General features: G+C 72.7%; 11 protein-coding genes. 1 reads left to right on the top strand and 10 read right to left on the bottom strand.

From position 1 onward, the window contains the following. The 10 genes from HL658_RS37550 to HL658_RS35180 all read right to left on the bottom strand — a co-directional run. The coding region (locus tag HL658_RS37550; protein ID WP_343055427.1) for an NAD-dependent epimerase/dehydratase family protein at window positions 1–97 on the bottom strand (97 nt) is incomplete at its 3' end. A gap of 169 nt (window positions 98–266) precedes the next feature. After that, window positions 267–623: a type II toxin-antitoxin system HicB family antitoxin gene (locus HL658_RS35220; RefSeq protein ID WP_180286812.1), complete on the bottom strand. Its 357-nt coding sequence runs from the start codon at window positions 621–623 to the stop codon at window positions 267–269. A 92-nt stretch (window positions 624–715) separates the two neighbouring features. Further along, window positions 716–976, bottom strand: coding sequence for a type II toxin-antitoxin system HicA family toxin (locus tag HL658_RS35215; RefSeq protein ID WP_180286813.1), 261 nt, complete (start codon window positions 974–976; stop codon window positions 716–718). A gap of 270 nt (window positions 977–1,246) precedes the next feature. Beyond that, on the bottom strand, window positions 1,247–3,151 hold the full coding sequence (locus HL658_RS35210; protein WP_180286814.1) for an O-linked N-acetylglucosamine transferase family protein: 1,905 nt from the start codon (window positions 3,149–3,151) through the stop codon (window positions 1,247–1,249). 7 nt (window positions 3,152–3,158) lie between these two features. Beyond that, a complete protein-coding gene (gene cysN / locus HL658_RS35205) occupies window positions 3,159–5,054 on the bottom strand; it encodes a sulfate adenylyltransferase subunit CysN (protein WP_180286815.1) in 1,896 nt (631 codons plus the stop codon). Further along, entirely contained in the window at window positions 5,054–5,956 is a 903-nt protein-coding gene (gene cysD, locus HL658_RS35200) for a sulfate adenylyltransferase subunit CysD (RefSeq protein WP_180286816.1), read from the bottom strand. Before cysD ends, cysN begins: the two co-directional genes overlap by 1 nt. A gap of 21 nt (window positions 5,957–5,977) precedes the next feature. Then, complete coding sequence (locus HL658_RS35195; protein ID WP_180286817.1) at window positions 5,978–6,733, bottom strand: NTP transferase domain-containing protein; 756 nt, start codon at window positions 6,731–6,733, stop codon at window positions 5,978–5,980. An 11-nt stretch (window positions 6,734–6,744) separates the two neighbouring features. Continuing rightward, window positions 6,745–7,080, bottom strand: a complete 336-nt coding sequence (locus HL658_RS35190) for a hypothetical protein (RefSeq protein WP_180286818.1) — start codon at window positions 7,078–7,080, stop codon at window positions 6,745–6,747. A gap of 3 nt (window positions 7,081–7,083) precedes the next feature. Beyond that, window positions 7,084–8,241, bottom strand: coding sequence for a RuBisCO large subunit C-terminal-like domain-containing protein (locus HL658_RS35185; RefSeq protein WP_180286819.1), 1,158 nt, complete (start codon window positions 8,239–8,241; stop codon window positions 7,084–7,086). A gap of 82 nt (window positions 8,242–8,323) precedes the next feature. After that, entirely contained in the window at window positions 8,324–8,785 is a 462-nt protein-coding gene (locus HL658_RS35180) for a hypothetical protein (protein ID WP_180286820.1), read from the bottom strand. Window positions 8,786–9,295: 510 nt separating this feature from the next. Between HL658_RS35180 and HL658_RS35175 the strand changes: the two genes are divergently transcribed. Then, window positions 9,296–12,726, top strand: a 3,431-nt coding sequence (locus HL658_RS35175; RefSeq protein ID WP_180287732.1) for a tetratricopeptide repeat protein, incomplete at its 3' end; no start/stop codon positions are given.

Genomic DNA, 12,726 nt, shown 5'->3' with positions numbered 1-12,726 from the left:
CCCGGTCGCGGCCCACGGTCAGAATCTCACAGTCCTCGCGCTCCAGCCGGCGGACGATGGCCGACCCGGCCATGCCGCGGTGTCCGGCCACCCACACGCGCTTGCCGCGCAACCGGAACGGGGGGGCCGGATGCCGGGATGCCGGATGCTGGGATGATTGCTCGCTCACGCCGGGTCTCGCTTCTCGTCCATCGCCGCCGCTTCCTAACACCCCGAAGCGCCGGCGGTCCAGCGCACGCGCCGCGGATCCGGCCGCTGGCGACCGGTCAGGCCGCGCGCACAACGACCGGGTCGCCCGCCTCGGCCTCGATCTGCCGGGAAACGGCCTGGGTGAGCCACTGGTTCAGGGTCATGTTCTTGGCCTCCGCCGCCTGGATGGCCGACTTGTGAAGATCGGACTCGCAGCGGAACAGGATCCGGCCGTTGAACGGCTTGTCCGGCTCCCGTCCTTCCTCCGCGCACCAGGCGAGATAGTCGTCGACCGCGTCGTGGAACGCCTGGATGAAGCTGTCCACGCTGTCGGCCTCGAAGAATATGGTGTCCGCGATGCCGACCACCTCGCCGAAGAGAAGCTTGGCCTCCTCCTCGAAGCGGATGCTGGCGGTGTAACCCTTGTACTGCATGATCTCCGATACCGGGAGAGGTGGCGCCCCTCCCGGTCTCCCATGATTGCGTGATACACACTCTAAAGATATCAAATAATGATAGCAATCGATTAAACAACGCCGGCCCTGCGGAGAAAATCCGCCATGGCCCGAACCGCTCCCCGGGTGGTGACGGGCTGCGGGTGGGGCCGGTGCGGGACGGCGAAACAGCCGTTGAGCTGGATGCGGCGGCCGGAGCCCTTGCCGGGAGTGACGGTGCCGCCGAGGGCGATGACCAGGGCCTCGATGTCGTCCCACCGGATGTCCGGACGGGTCGGCTTCTCGAACAGCGCGTCCAGCGTCGCCTGATGCTTGGAATTGAGCTTGACCATAATTTCCTCATGCGTTGTTGCAGTGAACGAGCAGGGGGCAAAAAACACTTGACACTCCCCTGTCGGAAGGGTAACGATTGCGCAGATAGATGAGTATGTTACCACCATTGCGCAAAAGCCACGAACCATATAGGGCTTGGTGGTAACTCGTCAATGTCTTTCCGGAAAAAATTATGCCGCGCGTGGCTTACCCTACCTGCGATAGGGTGCGCGTGCAAATTTGCCATTTGGCGGCTCGTCCGAGGCCATTGCCTTACGCGACTGCCCGCCTTACCGGCCCACCGCCCGCTCCAGGAAATCCGCGATGGCGGCGACGGTGGCGTCGTTCTCGTAGAGCACGCCGCAGCGCTCCCGGATGCGGGCGCGCATGGTCTCCCGGAAGCCGGGGTCGGTGCCGAGGCGGAGCGCCAGTTCCACGTAATGGCCGTGGTCGCGGGCCACCAGATCCGTCATCCCCATCAGCCGGTAGAAGCCGTGGGTGTGGCGCCCGCGCATGAAGGCGCCGGGCCAGGTGACGATCGGCGTGCCGCGCGACAGCGCCTCCAGCGAGGTGTTGCCGCCGCTGTAGTGCAGCGGGTCCAGCATCACGTCCGACAGCCCCATCAGCGCCACGAAATCGGCCGTGCCCTGGCCCGGCAGCACGCGCACGCGGTCCACGATGTCGGGGGCGTGGCCGCCGAGACGCTCCAGCAGGGCCGGCGCATGGGCGCGCGGGTCGACCAGCAGCAGCAGCCCGCGCGGGTCGCCGCGCAGGATGGCGGCCAGCACCGGGTCGAAGTCGGGGTGGAACTTGAACAGGCTCTGCGGGCAGATGTAGAGCGTCGCGTCCTCCGGCAGGCCGAAGGCGGCGCGGCCCGGCTCGGGGTCGCGCGGCGGCGGCGGGCGGTAATGCACGGTGGGGCCGGGCAGCCGGACCAGCCGCTCGGTGTAATGCGCCTCCGCCCCCTCCGGCTCCATGGCGTCGCAGGTGAGGAAGACATCCAGGTTGGTGATGCCGGTGGTGTCGGGGTGCCCCCAGGTCAGGCACTGCACCGGCGCCAGCCGGGCGAAGGCCAGGAAATAGCTGAAAGGCGTCATGCCGATGTCGGTGTAGTGGAGCAGATCCAGCCGCTCCGCCGCCACCGCCGCCCGCGCCCCGGCCAGATCGCCGGGCAGCTCCACCACCCGCTCGGCCGCCGCCAGCAGCCGGGCGCGGTGCCCGTCCATGCGGGCCGGGCGCACCAGCAGCGTGACGTGGAAGCGGTCGCGCGGCAGCCGCTCGATCAGCCCGACGTTGAGCTGCCCGATGGTGTGCCCGAAGAAATGCTCGGACAGGAATCCCACATGCACCCGCCCGTCGGGGTGCGGCACCGGCACGGCATCCGGCCGGCAGTGCGGCGCCACTTCCAGAAGCGACGGGCACATGGCGGCGCAGGCGCGCGCCATGGCGGCCTGCAGCGGCCGGTCGTCCTCGGCGTGGTAGGCGAGCAGGAAGGGCGTCGTCCCGACCTGCCCCAGCGGGTCGGCGAGCGGCGGGCGGTCGCGCTCCAGCGCCTCCATGATCGCCAGGAAGCGGCGGCGGATGTCGGCGATCTCCGCCCGGTCGCGGGTGATGACGGGCAGGGTCAGCGCCTCGCGCAGCTTCATGGCGCCGTCGCCGCCCTCGGTGTAGGCGCGGGCGTAGGCGGCGCGCGCCGCCTCCAGCCGGCCGGCGCGCTGCTCGGCGATGGCGAGCCGCCGCCACGCCTCCGCCGAGCGGGGATCGAGGATGGCGGCCCGGGCCAACACCGCGGCGGCCTCCGCCGCTTGGCCCTGCTCCAGCCGGACGGTGCCGAGCGCCAGCAGCCAGGGGGCGGCGGCCGGCGGGGCCAGCACCGCCGCCTGCCGGAAGGCCGCCGCCGCCTCGTCCGTCCGGCCCAGCGCGCGCAGGGCCTCGGCCAGCCCGACCCGATGGTGGGCGGCCAGCGGCTCCAGCGCCGCCGCCTGCGACAGGCAGAGGACGGCGGCGTCGTGCTTGCCGACCGTCCGGGCGACGACACTCAACAGATGCCAGGCGCTGGCGGCCTGCGGACCCAGCGGGGCGGCCTCCAGCAGGGCGCGGCAGAGACGCTCCGTCTCCGCCGGACGGTTCTCCCGCAGATGGTGCGCGGCGAGGCCCAGGGTGGGAATGGGCGTGGGCGCCGGGGTGGCGGTCATCGACAGGTCACTCGGGGGCGACGACGCCCCGCTCCTCCAGCAGCCGCAGGACGGCCGCGGCCGTCTCCTCGACCGTCCGGGCGCCGGCGTCGATCCGCAGCTCCGGGGCCTCGGGCGGCTCGTAGGGGGAATCGATGCCGGTGAAGTTGCGGATCAGCCCCTGCCGGGCCTTGCGGTAGAGACCCTTGGGGTCGCGGCTCTCGGCCACGTCCAGCGAGGCGTCGACGTGGATCTCCAGGAACTCCCCCTCCCCCAGCCGCTCGCGGGCCAGACGGCGGTCGGCCCGGAAGGGGGAGATCAGCGACACCAGCACGATCAGCCCGGCATCCACCATCAGCCGCGCCACCTCGGCGACGCGGCGGATGTTCTCCACCCGGTCGGCGTCGGTGAAGCCCAGATCCCGGTTCAGCCCGTGCCGCAGATTGTCGCCGTCCAGCGCGTAGGTGTGGTGGCCGCGGGCGTGCAGCAGCGCCTCCACCCGGTTGGCGATGGTGGATTTGCCGGCGCCCGACAGGCCGGTGAACCACAGCACCGCCGGCCTCTGCCGCTTCTGGGCGGCGCGTGCCGCCTTGTCCACGGTGAAGGCCTGCCAGTGGATGTTGCCGGCCCGGCGCAGCGCGAAGCGCAGCATGCCGGCGGCGACGGTGGCGTTGTCGGCGCGGTCGATCAGGATGAAGCCGCCGGTGGTCCGGTTCTCCTCGTACGCATCGAAGGCGATGGCGCGGTCGAGGTGCAGGACGCACAGCCCGATGCCGTTGAGGTCCAGCCGGCGGGCGGCCAGCGGCTCCAGCGTGTCCATGTCGACCCGGTGCTTCAGCCGGTCGACGACGGCGCCCACCGTGGCCGTGCCGATCTTCATCAGGTAGGAGCGGCCGGGCAGCAGCGGCGCCTCCCCCATCCAGATCACCGTCGCCTCGAACTGGTCGGCCACGGCGGCCGGTCGGTCGGGGGCGACGATCAGGTCGCCGCGGGCGACGTCGATGGCGTCCGCCAGCGTCAGCGTCACCGCCTGGCCGGCGACCGCCTCGCCAAGGTCGCCGTCGCGGGTGACGATGCGCGCCACCCGGCTCTCATGCCCCGAGGGCAGCACCCGCAGCCGGTCGCCCGGCCGCAGCCGCCCGGCGGCGATGGTGCCGGCGATGCCGCGGAAATCGGGGCCGGGGCGGTTGATCCACTGCACCGGCAGGCGCAGCGGCCGGTCGGCGTCCTCCTCCTCCACCACCGCCACCGTCTCCAGCCGGTGCAGCAGGGTGGGGCCGTCGTACCAGGGGCTTTCGGCCGCGGGCCGCGCCAGGTTGGCGCCGGTCAGCGCCGACAGCGGGATGGCGGTCACGTCGGTGACCCCCAGCCGCCCGGCGAAGGCCCGGAACTCCGCCTCGATGGCCTCGAACACCGCGCGGTCCCAGCCGACGAGGTCCATCTTGTTGACCGCCAGCACCAGCCGGCGCACCCCCAGCGTCGCCACGATGAAGGCGTGGCGGCGGGTCTGGGTCAGCAGCCCCTTGCGCGCGTCCACCAGCAGCACGGCCAAGTCGGCGGTGGAGGCGCCGGTCGCCATGTTGCGGGTGTACTGCTCGTGCCCCGGCGTGTCGGCGACGATGAAGCCGCGGGTGGCGGTGGCGAAATAGCGGTGGGCGACGTCGATGGTGATGCCCTGCTCGCGCTCCGCCGCCAGCCCGTCCACCAGCAGCGCGAAGTCCAGCGCACCGCCTTGGGTGCCGATGCGGGCGGATTCGGCGGCCAGCGTGGCGAGCTGGTCGTCCTTCAACGCGCCGGTGTCGTGCAGCAGCCGCCCGATCAGCGTGCTCTTGCCATCGTCCACGCTGCCGCAGGTGATGAAGCGCAGCAGCGTCATGCGCTCGCGGGCGCGCAGCTCGCTTTCCAGCTCTGCCGTCCCGCTCATCAGAAATACCCCTCGCGCTTCTTCGCCTCCATGGAGGCGGCACCGTCATGGTCGATCAGCCGGCCCTGGCGTTCCGAGGTGGTGGCGCGCAGCATCTCCTCGATGACCGCGGGCACGCTGTCGGCGTCGCTCTCCACCGCCCCGGTCAGCGGCCAGCAGCCCAGCGTGCGGAAGCGCACGCGGCGCAGATGCGGCCGTTCGCCGGGGGCGAGCGGCAGGCGGTCGTCGTCGGCCATGATCAGGGTGCCGCCGCGCTCCACCACCGGGCGCTCGGCGGCGAAATAGAGCGGCACCACCGGAATGCCCTCGCGGTGGATGTAGAGCCAGACGTCCAGCTCGGTCCAGTTGGACAGCGGGAAGACCCTGAGCGTCTCGCCGGGGCTGCGGCGGGTGTTGTAGAGCCGCCAGAGCTCCGGGCGCTGGCGGCGCGGATCCCAGCGGTGGCCGGGGGCGCGGACGGAGACGACGCGCTCCTTGGCCCGGCTCTTCTCCTCGTCGCGCCGCGCCCCGCCGAAGGCGGCGTCGAAGCCGTGCGCGTCCAGCGCCTGCTTGAGCGCCTCGGTCTTCATCACGTCGGTGTGCAGGGCCGAGCCATGGGTGAAGGGGCCGATGCCGCGCGCCAGCCCCTCCCGGTTGACGTGCACGATCAGCTTCAGCCCCAGGGCCTCCGCCGTGCGGTCGCGGAACGCGATCATCTCCCGGAACTTCCAGGTCGTATCGACATGCAGCAGCGGAAAGGGCGGCTTGGCCGGGTGGAACGCCTTCATCGCCAGGTGCAGCATCACCGCGCTGTCCTTGCCGATGGAATAGAGCATCACCGGGTTCGCGGTCTCCGCCACCACCTCGCGCAGGATGTGGATGCTCTCGGCTTCCAGATGGTCGAGGTGGGTCAGGACGGGCATGTCCGGCGCGGCCCCTCCCGGTCAGTCCCGCGCCGCGGCGGCGTAGTCGCGGGCGAGGTAGGCGGCGAGATTCTCCGGCTCGCCCAGCGACCAGAATTCGCAGAGCGGGTATTCCAGGATCAGCCCGTCCAGGTGGTTGTAGGCGGGGCCGACGTAGAACTCCCCGTTCGGCGCGCGGTCGCCGGCGGCCATCATGCGGTCGGCGGCGGCCAGCAGCCCGGCGGCCCGGCGGAACCAGTAGATGCCGATGGTGGCACGGTCGGAGATGCGCTCCTTCTCGCGCACCGCCACCACCTTGTGCGGGACCTCCGGGTCGAGCCCGACGTAGGAGTGGCGCAGCGTGTCGCGGCGCAGCGTGGGGATACCCCCCTCCGCCCCGCGGTCGCGGAACCAGCCCAGCGCCCAGTCGCCCGGCCACACCATGGCCTGGTCGGCGTTGCAGACCACGACCTCGCTGTCCGGCGTCTCCTCAAGGAGTGCGCGCGCCTTCAGCACGCTCTCCATCGGACCGCCGGTGATGGCGTCCAGCTCGACGCAGGCGATGTCCGTCACCCACGGCAGATGCTCGCGCGCCAGGGCGGGGATCCCGTGGGCGCGCTGGCAGATCAGCACCAGCCGGTCGAAGGCGAAGCCCAGCGTGGAGACGGCGTGGGCGAACATCGGTTCGGCCCTCGGCGGCACCGGGTAGAGCACCTTGGTGTCGTGCACGCTGCGGAAGCGGCTGCCGCGCCCGGCCATGGGGATGACGACCGTACGCATCGCCGTACGCGTGGGCATGGTCGGCATCGTCATGACGCGGGGTCGCACATCACCTTGTCCGAGGGGACGGAGGGCACCTTGACGCAGACCACATGCGCCTCCTCCGTCAGCACCTCGGCGTCGACCCGCTCGCCCTTGTGCAGGATGAACAGGTCGCCGGGACCGAGCTCGCGCCCGTTCACCCGCATCGAGCCGTGGGCCAGCAGGTTGTACTCGGTGAGCTGCTGGTGGATGTGCGGGGCGATGAACTCCGTGCGGTGGTGCACCTTCCAGCCGACCTCGAAGCCGGCGGTGCGCAGGAGCGCCGGCTCGAAATCGCCGATGAACCAGCCGCCCTTGAAGTCGTCGATGCGGTGCACGTCCATGGGTCAGCGCCCCCAGGTCTCGATGGCGATGTCCAGCTCGCGCGAGCTGCGGCCCTCGGCGGCGTCGCGGAAGGCCTTGGCGCCGGCGTGGGTGCCCTGCGGGTGGCCGTGCAGGGCGCCGCCGGAGCTGACCATGATGTCGTTGCCGAACATGCCCCGCAACCCCTCGACCATGCCGGGGGTGGCGCCGCAGGACAGGCTGGGCATCAGCCCCTTCAGCCCGCCCATCGGACCCTGGAGCGCCTCCAGCCGCTTCGCCATCACGTCGACCGGCTCGCTGAGGTAGCCGCCGACCATGCCGACATGGATGAAGTCGGCCCCGGCCAGCCGGGTCAGCTTGCACCACACCGTGAAGTCGATGGAGAAGCGCCCGTCGGTCATCGCCCGGTCGCCGGACTTCTGGTAATGGGCGAACATGCCGCCGGAGAGCTTCACCGCGTACTGGTAGGCGTCGAGCCCGGCCCAGATGTTGTAATGGAAGCCCGACGAGCCCTGGCGGCGCAGCGTCTCCATGGCGCCGGCCAGCCGGTGCACGGGGGCGGTCACGCAGGGGCAGAAGATGACGCGGTAGGACTCCAGCGCCTTCATGACAGCCTCGACCCGCGCCTCGAAGGGGCAGACCTCGATCTCGCCGAGGATCTCGTCCTCCTTGATGAAGTCGATGCCGCCGTCGGCCATCTGCTGGCAGATCTCGACGAGCTGGGCGACGGTCAGCCCGGTCTTGGGCTTCACGATGCCGCCGACCAGCGGGCGGTCGTGGGCGTCGAGCCGGGCGCGGATGCCCTCGATGCCGTTGGCCGGGCCGGCGTACTGGGCGACGATGGCGGGCGGCAGATCGAGGTCGATCAGCCGGCATTCCTCGATGATGTCGATGTCGAGCTGGCCGCCCATCACCGACATCAGGATGTGGGTGAAGGATCCCTCGGTGAAGTTGCCGGCCGGGTAGCCGATGACAGCCGTGCCGTAGCCGTCGCCCTCGCTGGTCAGGCTGCGGATCTCGCAGCCGTAGCGGCTCCACATCTCCGCGGTCTCGCGGTCCAGGCGTACGTTCGGGTTGCCGATGGACTGGCCGATGGCGATGGCCTCCGCCGCCTTTTCCAGATTCCGGCTGCGGATCCGGTAGGTCGCCACCACGTCATCGCTGCGCGTGGCCCGGTACATTCCTGAATTCGGCATTACGTCTCTCACGGTCTTCAAAAGGCGGGGGCGAACGGGGGTTGCGGACGGTGGTCGTGGACGGGGGTCAGGCACCCGCCAGCACCTGTCGCACCAGCAGCGGATGATCGGTGCAGATGCCGGCGGCGTGGTGTCGCATCGCGCGGACGAACTCGTCGAGCGGGCGCTCGTCGCCCACCAGCTCGGGCGCGCACATCACCGCTTCCGGCGTCGGCGGACGGTTGTAGTTGGTCCACAAGAGGCCCAGCCGGGTCAGCACGTAGGGATCGTTCTCGATGGCGAAGCAGTCGGCGTGGCGGAGTGCCGGGACATGCGGCGTCTTCAGGTGGAAGATGATCTCCTCCCGGTCGAAGTCGGCCAGATCGATGGGGTGTTCCGGCCCGTCATGGCCGAGGAAGTAGGCGCCGTCCACGAACCGCAGGTCGACCTCGACGTGGAATCCGGCGGCGATGGCTTCCAGGATGAAGGCAGGCTCGTTTTCCCGCGGGCTCTTCCCGGAGAGATTCCCGCGGTGGGAGTAGATCTTCATCAGCCCTGCTCTCGTCTGGCCTGCTCTCGTCCGGATCCCGCCCGATCCCAAGATCGCACCATGCCCCGGTTTTCATGGGCGGACCCCTGTGGGCGCACTCCCGTGGGCGGCTCCCCGGGGGCCGTGCGGGCGCACCGGCCGGGGGTACCGCGCACCAGCGGACCGTCGCCCCTGGGATAGCCCGTTACTCCGCATTCGCGGGTAATATGCGGGTGCACTCTCGTTGACCCCGGTACGGCTGTCAACGGCCAATGAAGGCCGGGCTGGGGCAACGGATGGACCGGGGGATGGACCGGGGGATGGACCGGCGCCGGCCTTGCCCGCCGCGGGTTGCGCGGACCAGAGCAAGATCGGGGTTGGCCGAACCGGCCAACCCCGATCTTGCTCTGGATCTAAGATTTTAGAGCGGGATCGCATCTGGTGATTCCACCAGATGCGATCCCGCTCTATCACCCTCCCGTCCTCCGGCGGGTGGGGCACGGAACCGGGACGAGAAACCGGGATGGGGGCATGGACCGGATGCGGGACGCGCTGGAGCGGGCCGCCGCGCTGGCGGGGGCGGGACGGACAGTGGAGGCGATGGCCCTGCTGGAACGGCTCCTGGCGCTCGCCCCGGCCCAGCCCGACGCTCTCAACCGGCTGGGGGTGTGGGCGGCGGAGGCGGGGGATCTCCGGCGCGCCGTGATCCTGCTGGAACGGCTCCTGGTGCTGCTGCCCGGCAACCCGCTGGTGCGGGTCAACCTCGCCGGGGTGCATGGACGGCGCGGGGTTGCGGCGCGGGCCGCCGGTGACCACGACGGTGCCCGGCGCGACTTCCGCCGCGCCCTGGCGCTGCGGCCGGAGGATCCCCACGGCTGGTGCAACCTGGGGGTGGCGCTGGACGGTGCGGACGCGGCGGCGGCCTTCCGCCGCGCGCTCGCCCTGGCGCCGGCCGCGGCGGTGGGCTGGAAAGGTCTCGCCCGGCTGGCGGGGCGGGACGCGGTCACCACCTCCCGCACCGCCTGGACCCGCGCCGCCCGGCTGGTGCCCGACGACGCCGAGGCCCGGCTGGAACTGGCCCTGGCCGCGGTGATGGCCGGCGAGCCCGCGGCGGAGGGCATGGGCCGGATCGCCGTGGCTCTGGCTCCCGGCCGGGCCGCGGCCCTGCTGGTTCCGAGCATGCTGCGGGGCGCCGGCGGCTGGCCGGCGCGGGCGGCGGCGGCGGAGCGCGCCCTGCGGCTGGAGCCCGACCTCGCCGGTGCCTGGATCAACCTCGCCAACGCCCGCCACGGGCAGGACCGGGCGGCGGATGCCGAAGCGCCGGCCCGCCGCGCGGTGGCGCTGGCCCCCGGCGATCCCGACGGCTGGAGCCATCTGGCCCTGGCGCTGCTCCGGTCGGGGCGGCCCGACGCCGCCGGGGCGGGCTGGCGGCGTGCCCTGACGATCGATCCGGAGCATGCCGCGAGCCGCTGGCACCGTGCCTGCCTGCTGCTGCTTCATGGCCGGCTGGCGGAAGGCTGGCGGGAGTATGAATGGCGCTGGGCGGCCTTTCCCGGCTGGGCGCGCGCCGTGCCCGGCCGGCGCTGGGACGGGGAGGACCCGCGCGGCCTCACCCTTCTGCTGACCCGCGAGCAGGGCCTGGGCGACCTCGTCCAGTTCATCCGCTTCGCGGCCGACCTCAGGGCCCGCGGCGCGCGGGTGCTGGTGGAGGGGCCGGCCCCGCTGCGCCGGCTGCTGGAGAACGCGCCGGGGGTGGACGGCTGGGTGGACGCGGGGGAGGAGCCGCCGGCCTTCGACCGCCATGTGCCGCTGATGAGCGTGCCCGGCCTGCTCGGCATCGACCGGCCGGAGCGCATCCCCGCCCCCGTCCCCTATCTGCGGGCCGAGCCGGAGCGGGTGGAACGGTGGCGACAGCGTCTGGGGCTCGGCCCGGACGGGCGGCCCGGCCTGCGCGTCGGGCTGGTCTGGCGCGGCAGCAACGGCGACCGGCGCTCGCTGCCGCTGGCCGCCCTGGAGCCACTGGGCCGGCTGCCGGGGCTGCGGCTGATCAGCCTGCAGAAGGAGGAGGCGGGGGAGCCCCACCCCTTCGACCGGGTGCCGGCGGGGCTGACCCTCGAACGGCCCGGCCCCGGCTTCGATGACGGCTCGGATGGCGGTCCCGGCACCTTCCTCGACAGCGCGGCGGTGATGACGTCGCTCGACCTCGTGCTCACCATCGACACCGCCACCGCCCATCTGGCCGGGGCGCTGGGGGTGCCGGCCTGGGTGATGCTGCATTCCCCCCCGGAATGGCGCTGGCTGCTGGGGCGCGACGACACGCCCTGGTACCCGACGCTGCGGCTGTTCCGCCAGGCCACGCCCGGCGATTGGGCGCCGGTGGTGGCGCGGGTGGCCGACGCGCTGGCCGCACTCGCCACCCGGCGTCCGGCCACGGCCGGCGGACGCGACGTGGGCCCGGAGAGGATGCGGAGCGCGCTGGAGCGGGCCGCCGCGCTGGTGGAGGCGGGCCGGGCGGGCGACGCGATGGCGCTTGTGGAACGCCTGCTGGCGCTCGCCCCGACCCAGCCCGACGCTCTCAACCGGCTGGGGGTGTGGGCGGCGGAGGCGGGGGATCTCCGCCGCGCCGTGCCCCTGCTGGAACGGCTGGATGCCCTGCTGCCCGGCAACCCGCTGGTGCGGGTCAACCTTGCCGGGGTGTGCGGACGGCGCGGGGTGGCGGCGCAGGCCGCGGGCGACCGCGACGGCGCCCGGCGTGATTTCCGCCGCGCCCTGGCGCTGCGGCCGGACGGCGTGCAGGACTGGTGCAACCTGGGAGCCTCGCTGGACGGTGCGGACGCGGCGGCGGCCTTCCGCCGCGCGCTCGCCCTGGCACCGGCCGCGGCGGAGGGCTGGAAGGGTCTCGCCCGGCTGGCCGGGGCGGACGTGTGCACCAGTTCCCGCACGGCCTGGACCCGCCTCGCCCGGCTCGCGCCACGGGACCTCCAGGCCCGGCTGGAGCTGGTCGCCGCCGCGATGGCGGCCGGCGATCCGGCGGAAGCGGAGCGCCTCGCCGGGATCGCCGTGGCGCTGGCCCCCGGTGATCCCGGAGGTTGGTACCAGCGGGCACTGGCGCTGTTCCGGTCGGGGCGACTCGACGCCGCGGCGGCGGCTTGGCGGCGTGCCCTGGCGATCGATCCGGAGCACGCCGCGAGCCGCTGGCATCTCTCCTTCCTGCTGCTGTTGCACGGTCGGCTGGCGGAGGGCTGGCGGGAGTATGAATGGCGCTGGCGCGCCTTTCCGCAACGCGTCCATGCCCGGTCCGGCCGGGCCTGGACCGGGGAGGATCCGCGCGGCCTCACCCTCCTGCTGACCCGCGAACAGGGCCTGGGCGACCTCGTCCAGTTCATCCGCTTCGCGGCGGACCTGCGCGCCCGCGGTGCCCGGGTGCTGGTGGAGGGGCCGGCGTCGCTGCGCCGGCTGCTGGTGACGGCACCGGGGGTGGACGGCTGGGTGAACGAGGGGGAACCGCCACCGCCCGTCGACCGGCACGCGCCCTTGATGAGCCTGCCCGGCCTGCTCGGCATCGACCGGCTGGACCGCATCCCCACCCCCGTCCCCTATCTGCGGGCCGAACCGGAGCGGGTGGGGGCCTGGAGCGCACGGCTGGGCCTGCATCCGGGCGGCGGGCCGGGGTTGCGGGTCGGGCTGGTCTGGCGCGGCAGCGCCGTCGGCCGCCGTTCGGTCCCGGCGGCGGCGCTGGCGCCGCTCGGCCGCGTGGCGGGGGTGCGCTGGATCGCGCTGCACAAGGCGGACGAGATGGCGGGCGACCCGCCGCCATCGAAGCCTGGGCCGGGCCTTGCCGTGGAAAGCCCCGGCCCAGGCTTCGATGGCGGCCCCGATGGCGCCTTCCTCGACACCGCGGCGCTGGCGGTGCTGCTCGACCTCGTGGTCTCGGTCGACACCGCCGCGGCCCATGTGGCGGG

The sequence above is a fragment of the Azospirillum oleiclasticum genome, from assembly GCF_013423485.1.
GTDB classification, from domain to species: domain Bacteria; phylum Pseudomonadota; class Alphaproteobacteria; order Azospirillales; family Azospirillaceae; genus Azospirillum; species Azospirillum oleiclasticum.
The sequence above is the reverse complement of the archived record's forward strand: the minus strand, read 5'-3'. Positions and strand labels throughout refer to the sequence as shown.

Excerpts from the sequence above, each read along its gene's own strand:
- HL658_RS35220 (WP_180286812.1), bottom strand. The coding sequence starts at position 623 with ATGCAGTACAAGGGTTACACCGCCAGCATCCGCTTCGAGGAGGAGGCC.
- HL658_RS35215 (WP_180286813.1), bottom strand. The coding sequence starts at position 976 with ATGGTCAAGCTCAATTCCAAGCATCAGGCGACGCTGGACGCGCTGTTC.
- HL658_RS35210 (WP_180286814.1), bottom strand. The coding sequence starts at position 3,151 with ATGACCGCCACCCCGGCGCCCACGCCCATTCCCACCCTGGGCCTCGCC.
- cysN (WP_180286815.1), bottom strand. The coding sequence starts at position 5,054 with ATGAGCGGGACGGCAGAGCTGGAAAGCGAGCTGCGCGCCCGCGAGCGC.
- cysD (WP_180286816.1), bottom strand. The coding sequence starts at position 5,956 with ATGCCCGTCCTGACCCACCTCGACCATCTGGAAGCCGAGAGCATCCAC.
- HL658_RS35195 (WP_180286817.1), bottom strand. The coding sequence starts at position 6,733 with ATGCCCACGCGTACGGCGATGCGTACGGTCGTCATCCCCATGGCCGGG.
- HL658_RS35190 (WP_180286818.1), bottom strand. The coding sequence starts at position 7,080 with ATGGACGTGCACCGCATCGACGACTTCAAGGGCGGCTGGTTCATCGGC.
- HL658_RS35185 (WP_180286819.1), bottom strand. The coding sequence starts at position 8,241 with ATGTACCGGGCCACGCGCAGCGATGACGTGGTGGCGACCTACCGGATC.
- HL658_RS35180 (WP_180286820.1), bottom strand. The coding sequence starts at position 8,785 with ATGAAGATCTACTCCCACCGCGGGAATCTCTCCGGGAAGAGCCCGCGG.